The 18,309-nt window shown below is 35.7% G+C and carries 18 protein-coding genes; 8 read left to right on the forward strand and 10 right to left on the reverse strand.

Translation table 11 applies throughout. The features are described from left to right. Positions 1-28 precede the first annotated feature (28 nt). Together ND812_RS03140 and ND812_RS03145 are read right to left on the reverse strand one after the other, a co-directional pair. Positions 29-1,252, reverse strand: coding sequence for an LIC10025 family lipoprotein (locus tag ND812_RS03140; protein WP_265374234.1), 1,224 nt, complete (start codon positions 1,250-1,252; stop codon positions 29-31). After that, positions 1,227-1,796, reverse strand: coding sequence for a hypothetical protein (locus ND812_RS03145; RefSeq protein ID WP_265374235.1), 570 nt, complete (start codon positions 1,794-1,796; stop codon positions 1,227-1,229). Before ND812_RS03145 ends, ND812_RS03140 begins: the two co-directional genes overlap by 26 nt. A gap of 31 nt (positions 1,797-1,827) precedes the next feature. Between ND812_RS03145 and ND812_RS03150 the strand changes: the two genes are divergently transcribed. Continuing rightward, positions 1,828-2,565: an SHOCT domain-containing protein gene (locus tag ND812_RS03150; protein WP_265374236.1), complete on the forward strand. Its 738-nt coding sequence runs from the start codon at positions 1,828-1,830 to the stop codon at positions 2,563-2,565. On the opposite strand, the gene cysE is transcribed toward ND812_RS03150, so the two are convergent. Then, positions 2,562-3,278 carry a serine O-acetyltransferase gene (gene cysE, locus ND812_RS03155; RefSeq protein ID WP_265374237.1) on the reverse strand — a complete coding sequence of 239 codons (717 nt, stop codon included), beginning with the start codon at positions 3,276-3,278 and terminating at the stop codon, positions 2,562-2,564. The genes ND812_RS03150 and cysE overlap by 4 nt on opposite strands. A 185-nt stretch (positions 3,279-3,463) precedes the next feature. Between cysE and ND812_RS03160 the strand changes: the two genes are divergently transcribed. The 3 genes from ND812_RS03160 to ND812_RS03170 all read left to right on the forward strand — a co-directional run bounded on the left by ND812_RS03160 (position 3,464) and on the right by ND812_RS03170 (position 6,574). Further along, positions 3,464-4,393 (forward strand): site-2 protease family protein, encoded by a 930-nt coding sequence (locus ND812_RS03160; protein ID WP_265374238.1) that lies wholly within the window; start codon positions 3,464-3,466, stop codon positions 4,391-4,393. Beyond that, a complete protein-coding gene (locus ND812_RS03165; RefSeq protein ID WP_265374239.1) occupies positions 4,390-5,787 on the forward strand; it encodes an NHL repeat-containing protein in 1,398 nt (465 codons plus the stop codon). The genes ND812_RS03160 and ND812_RS03165 overlap by 4 nt, the downstream gene beginning before the upstream one ends. Before the next feature lie 100 nt (positions 5,788-5,887). Beyond that, on the forward strand, positions 5,888-6,574 hold the full coding sequence (locus ND812_RS03170; protein WP_265374240.1) for a hypothetical protein: 687 nt from the start codon (positions 5,888-5,890) through the stop codon (positions 6,572-6,574). Between the two features lie 3 nt (positions 6,575-6,577). Here the strand turns inward: ND812_RS03170 and ND812_RS03175 are convergent, their stop codons facing one another. Then, positions 6,578-7,771 carry a DegT/DnrJ/EryC1/StrS family aminotransferase gene (locus ND812_RS03175; RefSeq protein ID WP_265374241.1) on the reverse strand — a complete coding sequence of 398 codons (1,194 nt, stop codon included), beginning with the start codon at positions 7,769-7,771 and terminating at the stop codon, positions 6,578-6,580. Positions 7,772-7,927: 156 nt separating this feature from the next. Between ND812_RS03175 and add the strand changes: the two genes are divergently transcribed. After that, positions 7,928-9,280: an adenosine deaminase gene (gene add / locus ND812_RS03180; RefSeq protein ID WP_265374242.1), complete on the forward strand. Its 1,353-nt coding sequence runs from the start codon at positions 7,928-7,930 to the stop codon at positions 9,278-9,280. Positions 9,281-9,391: 111 nt separating this feature from the next. Here add and ND812_RS03185 read toward each other — a convergent pair whose 3' ends face one another. Together ND812_RS03185 and ND812_RS03190 are read right to left on the reverse strand one after the other, a co-directional pair. Then, positions 9,392-9,901, reverse strand: a complete 510-nt coding sequence (locus ND812_RS03185; RefSeq protein WP_265374243.1) for a VOC family protein — start codon at positions 9,899-9,901, stop codon at positions 9,392-9,394. An 87-nt stretch (positions 9,902-9,988) separates the two neighbouring features. Continuing rightward, the gene (locus ND812_RS03190) at positions 9,989-10,390 is read right to left on the reverse strand and encodes an ester cyclase (protein WP_265374244.1); all 402 of its coding nucleotides are present in this window, start codon (positions 10,388-10,390) and stop codon (positions 9,989-9,991) included. Positions 10,391-10,627: 237 nt separating this feature from the next. Between ND812_RS03190 and ygiD the strand changes: the two genes are divergently transcribed. Both ygiD and ND812_RS03200 read left to right on the forward strand, forming a co-directional pair. Beyond that, positions 10,628-11,467, forward strand: coding sequence for a 4,5-DOPA-extradiol-dioxygenase (gene ygiD, locus ND812_RS03195; RefSeq protein ID WP_265374245.1), 840 nt, complete (start codon positions 10,628-10,630; stop codon positions 11,465-11,467). Then, positions 11,467-12,123 carry an alpha/beta hydrolase gene (locus ND812_RS03200; protein WP_265374246.1) on the forward strand — a complete coding sequence of 219 codons (657 nt, stop codon included), beginning with the start codon at positions 11,467-11,469 and terminating at the stop codon, positions 12,121-12,123. Before ygiD ends, ND812_RS03200 begins: the two co-directional genes overlap by 1 nt. A gap of 141 nt (positions 12,124-12,264) precedes the next feature. On the opposite strand, the gene purB is transcribed toward ND812_RS03200, so the two are convergent. Further along, positions 12,265-13,569, reverse strand: a complete 1,305-nt coding sequence (gene purB, locus ND812_RS03205) for an adenylosuccinate lyase (protein ID WP_108960323.1) — start codon at positions 13,567-13,569, stop codon at positions 12,265-12,267. 108 nt (positions 13,570-13,677) lie between these two features. Between purB and ND812_RS03210 the strand changes: the two genes are divergently transcribed. Beyond that, the gene (locus ND812_RS03210; RefSeq protein ID WP_108960322.1) at positions 13,678-14,445 is read left to right on the forward strand and encodes a glucose 1-dehydrogenase; all 768 of its coding nucleotides are present in this window, start codon (positions 13,678-13,680) and stop codon (positions 14,443-14,445) included. On the opposite strand, the gene ND812_RS03215 is transcribed toward ND812_RS03210, so the two are convergent. The 3 genes from ND812_RS03215 to ND812_RS03225 all read right to left on the reverse strand — a co-directional run bounded on the left by ND812_RS03215 (position 14,432) and on the right by ND812_RS03225 (position 18,308). Further along, positions 14,432-16,396 (reverse strand): M23 family metallopeptidase, encoded by a 1,965-nt coding sequence (locus tag ND812_RS03215; RefSeq protein WP_265374247.1) that lies wholly within the window; start codon positions 16,394-16,396, stop codon positions 14,432-14,434. The genes ND812_RS03210 and ND812_RS03215 overlap by 14 nt on opposite strands. Positions 16,397-16,490: 94 nt before the next feature. Continuing rightward, positions 16,491-17,273, reverse strand: a complete 783-nt coding sequence (locus tag ND812_RS03220) for an enoyl-CoA hydratase/isomerase family protein (RefSeq protein WP_265374248.1) — start codon at positions 17,271-17,273, stop codon at positions 16,491-16,493. 36 nt (positions 17,274-17,309) lie between these two features. Beyond that, positions 17,310-18,308: a response regulator gene (locus tag ND812_RS03225; RefSeq protein ID WP_265374249.1), complete on the reverse strand. Its 999-nt coding sequence runs from the start codon at positions 18,306-18,308 to the stop codon at positions 17,310-17,312. Position 18,309: the final 1 nt, after the last annotated feature.

Below are 18,309 nucleotides of genomic sequence, written 5' to 3' on the forward strand. Positions count from 1 at the left end.
AGTCATGAAACTCAAAATTCAGTTTCGTTTATTTGAGATCACCTAACATTGCTTCCTCCCAAGAAGCAAAAAAATCAAAATCATTACTTGCTTTTTGTGAATCATCATTTCCAAACAAAGAAAACTTTTTACGTTTAATCTCATTGTAAGTGGTAATCGTGTTTATTTGACCTTGTTTCGTTTTTTCAAATTTGGCATGTAATTGTGATCCACCTTTGCCTTGAGTACCTTGTATGAGTAGTGTAAAGAATTCATCAAAGTATTCATCCATATTTCCTGGGATAAAAAAATTAACGAATCCCTGAGGGATTACATAGAAAAAGTTACCATTGATTTCTTTTTTCCCAATTCTTATGAAACTTCCGTGTAGGGTATCCACGTTTTTTTCAAATAAAGTTTTGAGTCTGTATTCTAAATTATCAATTTTTAATGTGATCCCAAAGGAACGAATTTCGATATCACCTAAAAAGTGAATTTCCTGAGGCGAAAGAAAATAATCCTTAGGTGGGTTCACGGGGAAATGGAAGATTAAAGTTTTTCCTTGGTTTGTTATTTTGAGTCGATGGGATGGATTTCCTTTATCCCAAATCATGATATTAAATTTTGTTTTTTCTAACCTGCTACCTGTTCGTTGGTAAAATCCTGGAAATTTGGATTTTGTGGTTTCATTCAATGTAAATTCTAAAGTTTGCCACTCGGCAGTTTCCGTGGTATGACAATACATAACACTACAGAGGAATTGTAGATTTTTGGAATTTGATTTTAATTCCTGATATGCATTATGATCATTCACTATTAGAGCAAATTCATTCAACCATTTGAAAAAGTCTCTCGGTTGGTATCCACTCAGTTTATGAATGATTTTTCGATCAACAGCGTATATTTCTTTTTCATCCCAAGATTTTGGTGTGAAAGTCACATTAGCATAATAATCATAATTTTTAGAATCAAACTCATACCATCTAAGATTCCAATTTTGATTTTGGTCTTTTTTTCCGGTAAGAGTAACCATTGGAAATCCATCGGAATTCTTTAATAGTTGGGATTCATTTTCGTCTGATAATGATCCAGCAAGTGCTGCAAAAAGAACTTCATTTTTAGCAGTTGTTTTAATTGATTTTTGTAGATGATCATATCCAGTCCAGAATTGGTATTGGTCGAGATTTTTATTAAGGCAATTATGAGAACTTATGCAAATGAAGACCAATGTGAAAAGTGTTTGGAGATTAAATTTCTTTTTTAAGAATTTCATATACTTCCTGGATTAGTGTTTCCTCAATTTGAGATTGGTATGAGGAAGAGATGAGTTTTCCTGATTTGTTATAGATTCGAATGTAAACCTCTCCCTTTGACAAACCATTTGTTAGTTGTCCTTTCCTATCTAACAAAATATTTTCATATTGTTTGTGTTTAGACTCTTCAATGTAGTCTTCAACAATTTTGTTTGATTCTTTTAGGTCCAAATAAAGCAAAAAATTGACTTTGTTACTATCCTTCCATAATAAATTTTGCATTTTCCAATAGAGTTTTCGCCCTTGTTTCCTGCACACTTCCACATCGCGCAAAAAACATCCCATCAAAACAACGGGTTTTCCTTTGACAGAAGAATCAGAATACGATTGCCCATATTGATCCTTCATTTGAAATTGTGGTATGGAATCTGCTTTGATTGGAAGAAAGAACAAGAGCAAAAATAAATGGATCAAATTTTTTTGCACTTTCAAAATATCGTTCATAAATCTATTAACGGCAAGTTCAAAATTAACTTTTCTTTTGTTTTTGTTATTATCAAACATTACCTGCTCCCAATTCCAACAAAAAATCAAATTGATTGATTCCACAGCATCCATTGCCTTTTTTGAAGTTGAGGAAGAAGACTGGAAGCAACTATTTCCAACACAATTGAGCCAATTAAAACTTAGCAGTGCCCATTTAAGTGACGTACCTAAAATTTTGTCATCGATCCAATACAAACGAGGGGTATTGGCTTATGAAGACTGGGACCACTTAGTTCCTGAGTCTTATTTATCAGAAATAGAACGATTTGTACAAAAAATAAATGAGCAAGACCAAAAGAAAGTCTACCTATGTATTTTCAAGATTGATGATCTATTGTCTCCCAATGTAAAAATCTTAAAAACCAGTTTTTACATTATGGGTACAGAAAATGGAATTGTGATTTTATTCCAAGAGATCAATACCAATATCACCTTCCCAACTCAATATGCTTTTGAAGATTGGGTGATTTTCCAACCAAGACCAATTAAACCAATTTTTAAACCAGAATTATGGCTCAAAAATAAAGATTCCATAAGTTTATACCGGGATCAAACTCAAATCAAAAATCAAATTTATGGAAATGTGATCGTTTATAAAAATTCAGAAATTATGCCAGATCCACCTATTTACCGTTATCCGAAAGAAGACGATGTAACTCCCATTCCTCAAGAAAATTGGAAATCCGTTCCGGATAAATTGAAAACTTTAGAAGAGATGAGGAAAAATAAATTAATTACGGATGAAGAATACCAAAAGAAAAAATCAGAATTGTTAAAAGAATTTTAGATTCCATCTCCATGAATGAATTCTTGTAAAAATAAATCATCTTCTTGAGGATTTGAGTTGGATTTCTCTAATAATTGTTGTTTCTCATAAAGTTTGTTTATCAATTGTTGTTGTGTTTCCACTTTCTCAAGTAGGACAGAAAAAACTTTTGCAATAGGGTCAGGCATTTGGTTGTGTTCTAACATTTGTTCCATGCTATCTGAAGTGCCATCTCCAGCCTTTACAACTTTACCCGGGATACCAACTACAGTACAACCTGCAGGGACATTACGCATCACAACAGACCCAGCACCTACACGAACGTGGTCTTCTACTGTGATGTTTCCGAGAATTTTCGCACCTGCTCCGATCACTACATTTTTGCCAATCGTTGGATGACGTTTGCCTGTCTCCTTACCAGTTCCACCTAAGGTCACACCTTGGAAAATTAAGGATCCAGATCCGATGATGGCTGTTTCTCCGATGACAACACCGGCTCCATGGTCTATGAAAACCCCGGGTGCAATTTTTGCTCCTGGATGGATGTCGATTCCAGTTAGAAAACGAGTCAAATAATTGAAGAGTCTCGGAATGATAGGAAGTCTAAGACGATATAGAAGATGCGCTAGTTTGTGTAACCAAAGTGCATGCAAACCCGGGTAACAAAGAATAATTTCCAGATACGATTTTGCGGCCGGATCAAATTTTTTTATAATTTTAATATTTTCAAACATCGATTTGTTGGAGAAAGACTAATCCTTAGACAGTTCTAAGCGTCCTAAAAGAAAGTGGAACAATATTTTTCTAATACTTCTAACTTCTCTCCGATTCTGTTTCTCGGATTTTTATCGGAATCTAATTGATTCTTTGAGAATTTTCGATTGAATGATTCATAAATTTATTTTTAGGTGATTCGGCCTTGGAATCTAATAAAACAACTCACATTCTATTATTTTTTCTTACATTTCTCACTCTTACTTATTCTGATATTTTTTTGAATCCTGAGATCCCACAAACATTAGAGAATTATAAACTCTATTTTTTTGAGAATTGGCCTTATTCAGTGTCTTTATTGTTCATATTATTAGCTCATGAAATGGGCCATTATTTACCGGCAAGGTATTATGGTGTTAGAGCAAGTTTACCTTATTTTATCCCTTTACCATTTGGTCCTATTGGGACAATGGGTGCTGTGATCAAAATCAATGACCAAATCCCAAATAAAAAAGTTTTGTTTGATATAGGAGTGGGGGGACCTGCCCTTAGTTTGTTTCTATCATTAGTGGCTTGGACCATTGGTATTTCTCTATCAAAGGTTGTGGAGATACCTTCCGATTTTGATCGGTCTGGGTTTTTGTTTTTCGGAGACAGCGCATTCACTTATTTTTCCACACAATGGATCCTTGGACCAATAGATTTTGTTACTATGGATATCCAAGCACATCCTTTGGCAAAAGCAGGATGGGTGGGACTACTTGTGACTGCTATAAATTTGCTTCCTTTTGGACAGTTAGATGGTGGACATGTTATTTATTCAATGTTTGGTGAATCATATCGAAAATGGATACATATTCTATTTGGATTTTTTTTGATATTTGCATTCATTCACTTCACATGGTTAGTTTGGGGATTTCTAATCTATTATGTGTTAAAGGTAGAACATCCATTCATCAAAGATGCAAAGTACGGCATCGGTAAAACTCGATTCCTGTTTGGTATTTTTATGCTAGTATGTTTCCTAATTATTTTCGTTCCAAAACCAATCATAATCGGTTCTGAATATGATAATCCTACTTTACTCGATGATCTATTTCGTCTGATAGTTAAGACAGTAGGTATAAGCGATTGAAACGTATTTGGATTTTATTATTCATTTTTACATTACCATTATTCTCACAAGAAAGTAAAGAATACAAACTTTCTGATAAAGCATATGGTTTAGCTTGGGATGGTGTAAATTTTTGGTATATAGATACAAATCGACGTGCAATCATTAAAATTAATGAAATAGGTGAACAAGAGATCTTTAATCTTGGTTTGGCGAATTTACGAGGAATCAGTTTTGATTCTAGAGAAGGAAAGATATTAGTCGTAGCTCCAAAGCAAATTTTAAAATTAGATCCAAATTCAGGTGGAATTACGGATAAAATTTCAATTCCGTTAGCAAATGTAGCGGGAATTGCAAGTGTAGGAAATTATTATTATATTTTGGATTTAGATTCAGGTAAGGTGCAGATTTATGACCAGTCCACTTCTCTATTAATCGGTGGATTTTTTACGGATCGCACACGTCCAAGAGATATTTGTTATGGTAGGGATTCATTATGGATCTCTGATTCAGCAGATAATAGCATTTACAGATACGATACAAAAACCGGAAAAATTACAGGTTCTATTAAAACCAATTTACGATCTGTAAGAGGTGTGTTACTCAGTGGATCAAAACTCTGGGTTGTAGATCGTGAAAATAAAGAAATCAAGAATATTCCCTTCATTGAAACAGAACGTTTCATCGCTTCAGGAGAAGAAGAGTTTAACTTAGAAGTAACATTAAAATTTAAACTCGATTCAGTATCGTTATCAAAAGCCCAAATTGCAATTTTACACCCTCCTTCTAATGAACAACAACGGATCAGGGGAGTAAAGTTCAGCGATTCATCGTATGCACCGTCCTTCATTCAAAGGAACAGAGCTCATTTAAAAAAATTGTCCATTGAAGATTTACCAGGTGAGCAGATCGTAAAATATAAATTTTCTTCTAAAAACCAATTTATTAAATACTATGTAACAGATGATTATTTAGAGAAAGAAGCAACGTATCCAGGCGATGTAACACCATTTTACGAAAAACCACAGGAAGACATTAAATTACTTCCAAGAGACTATTTAGATTTAATTTACCAAACTAGACAAACAAGTGTTAGTATAAGTGATTTTAAAGAAAAAATGAAAGAAAGTGGTATTCCTGTTCAATCATTCCGTATGATTCGATTCGATAAAGGAAAACCAAAGTCCATTCAAGATTCATTGTCTGTATTTTTATTAGGTTATGGTTGGATTCCAATAGCTGATTTAGGGTTAGGAAATAACACTGATAAACGATACTTTGAAAAAAAAGAAACGGATTTGATTTTATACCAAAGTTTGAATCTTAAAAATTCTATTTCTCCAGTATACTTTCGTAAAGATTCAAATTCGGAATGGGAGAATTTACCTGCAGAAATTACTTATAAAATTAAGTAAACTTGTCATAGTTTTCTTTTTCTCATGTACGGTTTTCCAAACGTCTATCCCTTTCTTAGTAAAGGAGGTAGACTCTTCTCAAGAGAAAAAATTTAAAGAATTGATTGAAACAACATGGATCCAATTTCCAAAGATTGGATTGTATTGTGAAAAAGAAATTTCCTATCATAGGATTTTCTGCAAACTACAAACAGTTATCAGTTTAAAAAAACTTTCTGAATATTTAGGAATTCAAATTTTCTTAGATGGACCTCATTCTAAGTATTATTTGGAACTAAATGATCAGTACCAATTTGGACATTATAATCCAGAATTTCCCAGAAGAATTAGGAATTTGTTTTTACCTGCAAAAACCCAACCTAAGTTTTTACAATTAACAAAACCGGTTTATGATAGTTGGTTCAAACAAACAGCTCGTGATTTTTTCATTGTTTACCAAAAATTAGATTCAAATCCTAAATTTTTCAGAAAGGAAGCAGATCGTTATTTAGTGTTAGTTGAAGAATCCAGGTTAGATCCTTATTATTTGGATCGTTTTATCCTTTTTTTATACCCTGCTTACACTGATAACGAAGATCCAGAAGAAGCAGCCAAGTTTTCTATTTTTACTGGTGATGAGAGTATGGATTCTCAAATTGTAAAGGAACTTGTAGGATTTTGGATTCGCAGAAAGGCAGATGGCACTGATACAGAATTTATATTGGGTTTAGTTGATTTAATCAAACTGTATGATCCAGAGTTTTATGAATTCCGGACCAGTTTGAAAAACAATCCGAGCAAAAATTAATATCTACGATAATAATTCTTTTACAGCATCTATTACGTCTTTTTCATCTGTTTTTGTCATTCCTGCAAACAATGGTAATGAAACTGATTTATCATACATCTGACATGCGTTAGGATATTCTTTTCTTTGGAATCCAAACGTCTTTTTATAATAAGGATGTTCAAAGATAGGAATAAAATGTAAACTTGTTCCAATATTTCTTTCTTTCAATTCTTCAACTAAAGTATCTCGGCCAATTTTTGCCAATTTCGGATCAATTTCGATTCGATACAGATGCCAACTATGAATCCCGTTTTCATCTTCTTTAGGTAGTTTGACTCCCTTTAGTCCAGAAAATTCAACATTATAATGTTTTGCGATTTCAGTCCTTCGTTCCCAGAATCCATGTGATTCCTTAAGTTGTATGACACCAAGTGCAGCTGCAATATCGGTCATGTTATATTTATAACCAGCATCCACGACTTCATAATACCAACCAGGTCGATTGAATGCATCACGGTTAATTCCATGCAAACGCATCCTACGAATTCGGTCGGCAAACTCCTTATGATCTGTGGTGATCATTCCACCTTCGCCTGTGGTAATGCCTTTTGTAGCATAAAAACTAAAAACAGTAAAATCACCCCAGGTTCCAATCATTTTGTTTTTATGAACCGCTGGGAAGGCATGTGCAGCATCTTCAATCACATAGAGATTGTATTTTTTTGCAATGCCTAGAATGGCTTCCATATCACATGTATAACCAGCTAAGTGTACAGGTAAGACTGCTTTGATTCGTTTCCCTGTTTTTTTACTCGTTAGTTCTTTACCATTCCATTTGCACTTAGCGCTGATGGTTGCTTCTAAGGTTTCAGGAGTCATTACGTTATGAATGGGATCGATATCAGTAAGAATGGGTTCCGCTCCAAAATAACAGATAACTTCAGCAGTGGCAGTAAAGGTAACAGAGCTTGTAATGGCAGCATCGTTTGTCGTGAGTCCAATTGCCTCGAGTGCTAAATGAAGGCCAGCCGTTGCAGAATTGACGGCGATTGTTTCTTTACTGCCAACAAAATCACCAAACTCCATCTCGAATTGTTTTACTTTTGGTCCGGAGGTAACCCATCCTGATCGGAGTACCTGAGCCACTTCTTCTATTGCATCTTCTGAAATGGAAGGAAGTGCAAACGGTAGGAAGGTTTTACGAGATGTGAGCATATTCATTTATACGACATAATTCGGAAAAAATTTCCAGTCTTTTCCGCTCCCAAACTTCCTATCGACGGGATTTTTCAAACCTAAATAGGGATTTTCACCCACGGTTTAAAAATCTACTTGTAGGCACTCATCAAATTCGGCATTCTTTCCTGGAACATGGAAGTTCCTTTTTCTGAAATCCTTAGCCGCATTGCTGTCATTGACCGTGATATTGCGGAATTAAACCGCCTTAAAAGTCGATTACCAGCTGACAGGCCGTATTCGCCAACCATCCAACTTACTTTTGATAAACAAATTAACACTCTCTTAAATGAAAGAGTGTCTCTAATGGAATTGCCTGTCCTACACCCACCCCTATGGCTTCTGCCAAAAGAAGGGATGGATGGTCCAGAGCAATCAACACTTCTAAAAGAAAGAAAATCACTCCTTGCTGGTGACCTTTCTGTTTCTCATCCAAACGAGCAGGATGTAATCAACTTCATTCGCGAAATTCCAAAAACGGAAGTCCATTTGCATTTAGAAGCTTGTGTGAATAAGGAAACACTTAAGTTCTTATACAAAAAAAATGGAATCGAAGTCACAGACCAAGAATTTGAAGATAAATACAATTTCAAAGACCTCAATGGTTTCATCCAAGTTTTCTTTTTTGTGCAAGGCTCTGTCAAAGAGGCAACCGATTTAGGATACTTCATTGATAGTTTAGCTGACTACCTTCGTTCTAATAACATCGTATATTGTGAAGCTTTCTTTGCTCCTTCCAAGTTCATTCAAAACGGATTGGATTTTGACGAAATGGTAGAAGTGATGGTCAATCGCATTCGCCAAATCGAAGTGAAAGATGGAATCTCCATTCGGTTACTTGTTGACGTTTCTAGATCATTTGGCCCTGAAAATGCAATGAACAATCTAAAACGTGTGTTAGGTTTGAAACACAAAGAAGTGATTGGAATTGGACTCGGTGGAGCTGAACTCATGGGTCCTGCAAAAGATTATGCAGATGTGTTTAAAATTGCACGTGAGTCTGGTTTACGATGTGTTGCTCACTCAGGGGAAGATGATGGTCCTTGGGCAATTTGGGATGCAGTGAATCTATGTAAGGCGGAACGTATTGGACACGGAACATCTGCCATCCAAGATCCTGAACTTGTTCGTTACATGAAAGAGAACAAAATTCCAATCGAAATCTGTGTCACATCAAATGTTTTTACGGGAAAGTATGTGCGAAAAGAACAGAACCACCCAGTACGTTATTATTATGACCAAGGTTTGATGCTTTGTATCAATACTGACGATCCAGATATTTTTAATGTCAATTTAACATATGAATTTTTTAAGTTGTATCGATTTTTAGATTTCTCTATTGATGAGATCATTGATTTGGTGAGACAAGGTGTACTTTGTACCTTCCATCCAGAGAAGGAAACTTTGTGGAAATCGATGGAAGAGAAAATCAATCAAATTAAGGTAAAATACAATCTAATTTCAGAAAGACAAACAATCTCAGTTTAATCACGAGGTTTTGGAAGTGTGCAATTGTAATTTGATTTTGATTCGAAAGATAATGATCGGAATCTAATTCACTATATAAAAATTAGATTTTGTATAGTGAATTGAAATCATTTATTTCACTGATTCTTTTAACTTTGCAATGTCAATTTTTTGCATCTTTAACATCGCCTGAGTCGCTTTTTCTCGTTTATTTGGATCCTTATGAGAAATCAATTCTAATAAAATGTTTGGTGTAATTTGCCATAGCATACCAAATTTATCTTCGACCCATCCACACATAAGTTCTTTCCCACCTTTTGAAAGTTCATTCCAATAATGATCGACTTCTTTTTGATTTTCTACATGGATCATAAAGGAAACACCCCATGAGAATTTGAATTCAGGACCACCATTGTAAGCTGAAAATTTTTGTCCGTTTAAAATGAACTCTGCCTGCATTGGATTTACTGAAATGATTTTAGATTGTTTGAAAATGCCTGAATAAAATTTAGTAACCTCTTCTAAGTTTGCATTAAACATCAAAAATGGTGTGATGGGGTTTGTTTTTGCTGGTGATACTTTTATTTGTACTTTCGCGGTTTTGGTTTTTGTGAGTTGTTTTTTCTTTTTTGGTGCGGCCATTCTAAGTTCCTCAATTAGTAATTTTTTAAAATGAATCAAGATTCAGTAATTGGTTTGATTTTGAAATTGGATACGAATACGCAACTTTTAAGTTTTTCCTTTTGGAAGTAAGGTACCTAGAAATTCACTGGTAATCCATTCTTCGACAATTTGATTTCCTTTGAATTTAGAAATGATCATCTCATCCCATTTAATCAATTTTCCAGCTGGTAGATTTTTCTTTTTGGAAGGTTTGATTTTCCCTAAGATTGTTCGTTTCCATACAACAAGATCCTTCGCTTCATAGATGAATTCTAACCTTACAATTTTTAAGTCCGACAAAAATCGATTTAAGTTTTGGATCCATTGGCTTACAATTTTCAAACCTACATAATCCTTTTTAGAAGTGTGTGCGATGTAGTCGGAGGCAAAAACCTCTGGGATCATTTTGCTTTTGGGATTCGAAAATAATTCCTGTAATATCATTTCTATTTGTTGTTTCGGAGACATTGGGACTTAATCCTTTTTTTAACGAAATGAGATACGAACAGAGTGTACAACTCTCCAATCGAAGAATGGAATCAGCAGTTTCAAATTAAGAAAATCAGAAAATTTCTGATAATGGAAAAAAGTGACTTTTATGGAACAAAATAGATTGACAATAAATAGTTTAATATTAAACTATTTATAAGGTTCAGATTTCCAGACAAAACAACAGTTTTCTCAATGGAACAGAGGGAGATTTTCATGGATACAGACAAGATACAAAAGAGTGAGATCTTTCCTTCTTTATTTTTAGGACATGGCAGTCCTATGAATGCAATTGAGGAGAACGAATTTGTCGAAGGTCTTCGCATTGTTTCGAAAACCTTTCCTGAGCCAAAGGCGATTCTTGTGATATCGGCACACTGGCTAACAGATGGAACCTTTGTGACAGCGATGGAACATCCACCCACCATACATGACTTTGGTGGATTTCCAAAAGCATTATTTGAAGTACAATACCCTGCTCCTGGTAATCCAAGTTTGGCAAAGGAAATCCAATCCCTTGTTAAATCTCAATCTGTCCAACTGGATTATGATTGGGGTTTGGATCATGGGACATGGAGTGTATTAAAACATATGTATCCCAAGGCAAATGTACCCATTGTACAATTGAGTATGGATTACAAACTTTCGCCAGAAAAACATTTCGAAGTCGCCAAGGAACTTTCTCCACTGAGAGAACAAGGTGTACTCATCGTTGCTAGTGGGAATATTGTGCATAACCTCCGTATGGTGGCATGGGATCGGTTGAGTGAGGTTTATGGTTTTGATTGGGCACTTTCAGTGAACCAAAAAGTAAAAGATTGGATTCTATCAGGTGATACCCAATCCTTATTTTCCATCCGAAATAAAGGAAAAGAATTTGAATGGGCAATTCCTACGACAGAACATTACCTTCCTTTATTGTATACGATCGGAACTCAGTTTCCATCGGACAAAATTTCCTTTTTTAATGACAAACCAGTGGCTGGAGCTTTGACGATGACTTCCGTTCGATTGGATTCCAATCTGCAATTAAATGAAAAGGAAGATCTAAAATGATGAATCCTCCACTCGAGTATTTAGTCCGAAATCCGAAAGTTCCCAGAACCAACCCTCCGCTTCTTTTGTTGTTACATGGAGTGGGAAGCAATGAGAAAGATTTATTTTCGTTAGCTGATGATTTACCTGAATCATTACTTGTTATTTCAATCAGAGGGCCTCTTGTTTTAGGGAGAGACAGGTTTGGTTGGTATGAAATCTCCTTCCAAGGTGGGAGTCCTAAAATTGATATTGGACAACAAGAAGTGAGCCAACAAAAGATTTTGGAATTTTTAGAATATGCAAAGAGTCAGTTCCAATTTGATGAAAACAATGTTTGGATTGGTGGTTTTAGCCAAGGCGCTGTGATGTCTTATTCAGTAGGATTGGAACACCCCGATCGATTCAGAGGAATCATTGCTCTCAGTGGGAGATTGTTAGAGGAAACGAAACAGAAAATCGGAACATCATATAAAACTAAAAAACAAAACATCTACATTGCTCATGGAACCAATGACAATGTAATCTCCATTACTGCCGCCAGAAGTGCAAAAGAGTTTTTGGAATTGTCGGGAAGAGCGCCAAATTACCAAGAATACCCAGAAGGTCATACCATTTCCAGGGAAATATTGAAAGATTTAGTGAACTGGTTTGTGGAACAATTACAAGAGATGTGAATCGAAATAACGATATCAAAAATTAGTTTAGATCATGAATTTCATTTCAATATTACTTAGGATTAAAATAAAAAGGCTAGGGATCGTTTTCATATCACCTAGCCAAAGTTTTGAAATCAAATGTACTTTTAAAAATTTGTTTTAGTCTGTAATTCCCAATCTTTTGAAGATGAGTGGGATACGTTCTAAATATGGTTTGATTTGGAAAATCTCATCCAAATCGCTATCCTTTAGGATGGCAGAACATCTCGGATCTTGTTTCAATAGGTCACGAAGATTTTTGGATTGGTCTGCCCAAACAGCCATTGCATTTTCTTGAACGATTAAGTAGGCATCTTCGCGAGTGATCCCACCTTTTTCGATGAGCCACAACAGTACTTTTTGAGAAAAGATGAGTCCTCTTGTGACATTTAACGTACGTTCTGTGGCATCCGGATACACATGGAGTCCCTTGAGGACAAAATTCATTTTTTCTAAAATGTAATCGAGTGCAATTGTAGAATCAGGTAAAACTATTCGTTCTGCAGAAGAATGAGAAATATCCCTTTCATGCCAAAGTCCTACGTTTTGTAATCCAACGTTGACGTTGGAACGAATGACGCGAGAGATCCCCGAAATTCGTTCGCAAACCACAGGATTTCGTTTATGAGGCATTGCCGAGGATCCTTTTTGTCCTTTAGCAAATGGTTCTTCCACTTCTCGCCCTTCTGTTTTTTGTAAGAGACGTATCTCTGTTGCCATACGATCCAAACTCGCAGCGACCACGCCAAGAACAGACATGTAAAATGCATGTCGGTCTCTCGAGATCACTTGGGTGGCAATCGGATCTACTTTAAGTCCAAGTTTATTTAATACATATTCTTCAATTTCTAAATCAATATTGGAGTAAGTTCCAACTGCTCCTGAAAGTTTACCAACTGCAACTTGTTCGCGGGCATCTTTCATTCGTTCCAAGTTACGAGTCATCTCTGCATAGAAGAGAGCAAACTTAAGGCCAAGTGTCATTGGTTCTGCATGAATTCCATGGGAACGTCCGATACAAGGAAGGTCTTTGTACTCTTTTGCTTTTTGTTTTGTTGTCTCTAATAATGTTTCAGTACGTTGGATGAGAAGATCCATCGCTTGCACCATCTGGACACAAAGTGCAGTATCACCAACGTCACTGGAAGTAAGTCCAAAGTGAACATGACGGCCTGCTGGTCCTATATAAGAGTTTAAATTGGTTAAATATGCGATCACATCATGGTGTACTTTGGATTCAATCTCTAGAATTTCTTCTACATTGAATTTTGCTTTCTGTTTGATGGTCTCGAGGTCTTCTTTTGGGACTTCTCCTCGGTTCGCACGGGCTTCGCAGGCATAAATTTCAATATCTGTCCAAATCTTAAATTTGTTCTCTAATTCCCAAATGGCGGAAATTTCAGGATGGCTATAACGATCGATCATAAGGGCAGTCTTTCAGTGTAAACTTCCGTTTCAACTGGGAATTTTACGATTGCCGAACGATGTTCGAGTTTCATGTTTAGAATCTAGTAATAAATCCTAGGGGGGCATATGTCCAAAGAATTCGAAGGAAAAGTAGCACTGGTAACGGGAGCTGCCTCTCCCATTGGTTTGGGTAGAGCAATCGCAAACCGAATTGCATCGCATGGTGCAAGTTTGGTGCTTGTTGATTTGAATCAGGAAAAAATTGAAGAAGCTGCAAGAGAAGTAGAAGCAAAATTCGGTGTGAAAGCAATCGGTGTTGCTTGTAACGTAACAAAACCAGAAGATTGTGATGCTGCGATTAGCAAAACAAAAGAAGTATTTGGAAAACTCGATTTCCTTGTAAACAATGCTGGTGTATTAAAAGACAACTTACTCATTCGTATGTCAGAACAAGAGTATGACTTTGTAATGGATGTAAACTGTAAGGGTGTTTTTCTGATGACTAAGTCAGCAAGTAAACTCATCCTCAAGTCTGATTCTGGAAGAATTGTCAACATTTCTTCAGTATCAGGACTCACTGGCCAACCTGGCCAAGCTAACTACTCCACTTCTAAAGCGGGTGTGATTGCTCTTACAAAAGTATCTGCACGTGAATTTTCTGGAAGAAACGTACTTGTAAACGCTGTATGCCCAGGTTATGTGCAAACAGAAATGACTGGAACTCTTTCCAAAGAAGTACAAGAAAAGTTAACTGATCCTGCTGTGATCCCTCTTAAACGTCCTGGAAAACAGGAAGAGATCGCATCTGCTGTGAAGTTTTTCTTAAGCAATGATGCATCTTACATCACAGGAACATACCTCCGTGTTGACGGTGGTGCTGCTATCGGGATGTAGACTTTTTATCTTTTGCCTTTGGTGCGATCGTGATTGGTTTTGCCACCTTTTGCACCTTAGGCGAAGACTGTTTTGTTTTTGACTCTTTTGTTGATTTTTTCTCTTTTGAAGTTTCTACAGAAATTGTTTCAGTGATTTGTTTTTTCTTCTCTTCTACTACTGGAGGTGTTTGGATTTCGTAATCATATCGAACGGTCGAACTCCAATTTCCAGCAAAATCCCTAACACTCGCAAGGACAGTATGTTTACCTGGTTCGTATAAACTTTCTGGTTCAAATATTTCAAGTCTTCCATCTTTAGGAAAAAATTCTGCCTTTCCTGGGATTCCATCTACGGTAATATCGAATCCATCAGGCATAATTCCAGATCCGATATCCACAGCTTTTAAGTACAACGCAAAGTCTTCCCTTGGATAAACAGTTTTGTTCATCAATTCATGCAAATAGATGTTTGGTGGTGTTTGGTCAGAAAGAACAACAAAAAGTCCCGTTTTTCTGAGTCTTACTTTGAAAAATTGTCCCCAAGAACTAAAGGAAGAACCATTTATTTTTTTTACATTCCCATCCGATAATACTTCGTATAAATCGGCCGAGTTGATATCCTTTGTTTTCGGAACCTTTACATAAAGGTCATATCCCAAATTAAAATCTTTAAAGTCAGGACCTATTTTATAAACACTTGAAAGTTGGTTAAGGCCTTGTGTGTTGATTTTGATTTGTTCTTGGGCTTCAATTTCAAAAAATGCTTTGGAATACACAGCATTCACTGGAAAAAACAATTCTACTTTTGTATCTTTGGATTTAAATGTCGTGTAACGATCGTAGTACACATTGTATTTCCATTCTTTAGTAACGATGTGGCTATAATCCCCTTGGTCTTTCAAAACATAAAAGGAAGCGAGTGACATTTGTCCACCCATACCGGTAGCTCGAATGGTAACTTCTTTGGGTTCTCCCATTTTCATTTGTTCACTATCGAGGATACCCTGTTCACGACCATTACTTCGCATTCCTAATAAATCATTTCCATCTCTTGTATGTAAATAATAGGAAAATGGATTTCCATTAGGTTTACTGACAGAGCTGTCATATAGTAAAACATTTTTTCTAGTATGTTCTTTTAAAATTTTGGATAATTGAAAACCTTGCAAAACATTATCACCAATTAACATATCCAAGGTGAAAATACCTAGTCGATTATTATTGGATTTTTGATGGATAGCAATTTGGATCCCTACTTTCCCTTGGATAAAAAGTGTTGGAGATTCAGATAATTCAAATCGATTTCCACTCGTTTCATAAAAAGGAATTTCTATTGTTTCATTTCTACCATTGATGAAAGTTCGTGGAGTTTGTGGAGTGATCCTTAACGTATTAAATACGATTGGTTCTGCAGAATTGTAACCAAGTCCAAAGTGCATTGGATTGTAATATACATTGTCTTTGAATAATTCGAAATGTAGGTGAGGTGGACCAACTCCTGTATCACCAGAAAAAGCAATGATTTCTCCAGCTTCTACTTCAACAGGTTCTGGAAGTGCTATATCAAAATCGGTTCTATCTTTGAATCGTTTTGATTGTTTGGATTTTAGGATTTGTTTTACAACCTTCGGTGCAAATTTGTGAAGGTGTCCATAACGAGATGTCATTCCATCGTCATGTTGTAGAAATAGCGCATAACCTATGCTAGTCCATCTTCTTTGTACACGTGTGACTTTTCCTTTTGCCGCAGCAAGTATTGGAACTCCAATCCTGCCGCCTGTAGAAAAATCCTGTCCCATATGAAAATGTCCCGTTCGAAATTCACCAAAGGCACCTGTTATTGAATCATATCCTTTCACTGGCCATACATAAGGGTTCTTTAAAACAAATCCTGGTGGGAAATCAGAAGACGATATTGCTAAGATTGGAAAAAAACTAGTTATGAGGACAAATACGAAAGAGCGCAACATCTGATTTCACTATAATTTTCGGCATCTATGGTGAAAACACTTATAAGAAATAAAGGGGATTAGAATTCTTCCCCATTATTTCCATCAATTTTACTTATTGGAAAACAGGTCGTCTTTTTTCCTTTAATGCCGTCATTGCTTCTAGTAGATTTTCTACAACTCCAGGTTGTTCAAAAGATTTGGTCGTATCAATTTTATACTGTTCCAAATTTCGAAGTAAAGCGGCGTTGAGAGTATTTTTTGTCGCACGGTATGCAGACGAAGGAACTTTTGCAAGTGCTTCTAATTTTTTAAGTGATAGTTTTCTTACTTCTTCTGGAGAAGAAGCAATCTCATCAATCAAACCAATTTTTTTAGCTTCAGGTGCTTTGTAGATTGTTCCTTCTAAACAAACTTCTGCCCAATACCTTGGTTCCACACACATTTTGATTCGATCAATAAAACTTGCCGGTAGTGGTAGGCCTACATTCACTTCTGTAAATCCAATACGGCATTTACCATCTAACATGTATTTGAAGTCTGATGCAACTGTAATCACTGCACCACCACCCATAGCATAACCTGTTACTTCAGTAATGAGTGGTTTATCAAATTGAACCATCTCACCAAATAAAATGACAATGCCACCAACTTCATCAATCAGTTTGTTTCTAGGTGTTGAGAGTAAATTTTCTGCATCTAATCCATTGCAAAAAAACTTTGGATTGTCTGTTCCTAAAATCACACCTCGTTTGGTTGGATCTGCTTTGATTTCTTTTAAAATCTCACCAAGATCACGCATGTTTTGACCAGTTAGTGAGTTTTGTTCATTCATTTGAAAACGAATGATTTCTCCTTTGCCATTTGGTAGATCGATTACTTCTCTTTTGTAGTTCATGTTTCTCTTCTTAAATTACGTTTGTTATTGAATGTACTATTTTGAATTTTCCGCTTGTTCTGGTCCAGGAATTGGTTCCGAAGTTTCTTTTTCTTTTGGAGTTGGAAGATTATCTGCAGGATTAGTATCGTTTACAATTGTTGCTGGATTTGCTTCTGGATTGGTGTTGATTTCAATTTTCACATCACCTAAATTAGTTGGAGGAACAGGATTGTTTTGATTTGGTTCTTTGTTTGAGTCTTTTGCAAATTTTTCCTTTTTCTCTTTTTTACGAAGTTCTTCCTTTTTTAGCTCTTCCATTTTAACGTATTCATCGTATTCGTTTGGAGCCATAAATACTAACATTTTTTCATCATCAGTTGAATGTTCAATGAAGGCTCCCATATGTCGGCCTGCTATGAAGATTACTTTTTCATGATTCTGGAAAATTTTAATCACGCGTTCAAAAACTTCTACTTCATCTTTTCCAAGCTCAGGCACTACACGAACATCAAAACAAATTCTTTCGGTGTGAATGGATTTTAAAAAATTGAGTGTGAATATTTTTTTAAATTCAGGAAAAACATATCTTTTTAGATTCGCGCGGCATTGGAATAAAACACGATCCTGTCCACGGTCAACAACGACAAAGGATACATTGTCACGAGTTTTTGAAGATTCACTAAACTTATATTCTTCGATATGAGAATGGATTCTATCGAGTAAAGATTGTTTGGCTAATGGTTTTACTATATAGTCTGTAAATCCAAGTTTTTTATGATTAGCAATGAAGTTTGTGTCTTCCTTTGGAATCATTGCTAATATTGGAATGTTATGAGTGATCACATCACGTCGTAATTCCAGGATGAATTCTAACTCTTTTTTATCTTTGAAGGTCAAACCCATGAGAATGATGTCTGGATTTGAAGATTTTACATACTCTTGGACAGTTTGGGAAAATTTTGTAATGACAACTCTTTGTCTTAATCCAAGGAAAATGTTTTCCAAATCTTGGGAAGAATTTGGATCGTTTTCAATTGCCATGATAAAATGCATA

The organism is Leptospira limi (assembly GCF_026151395.1).
Taxonomy (GTDB): Bacteria; Spirochaetota; Leptospiria; order Leptospirales; family Leptospiraceae; genus Leptospira_A; species Leptospira_A limi.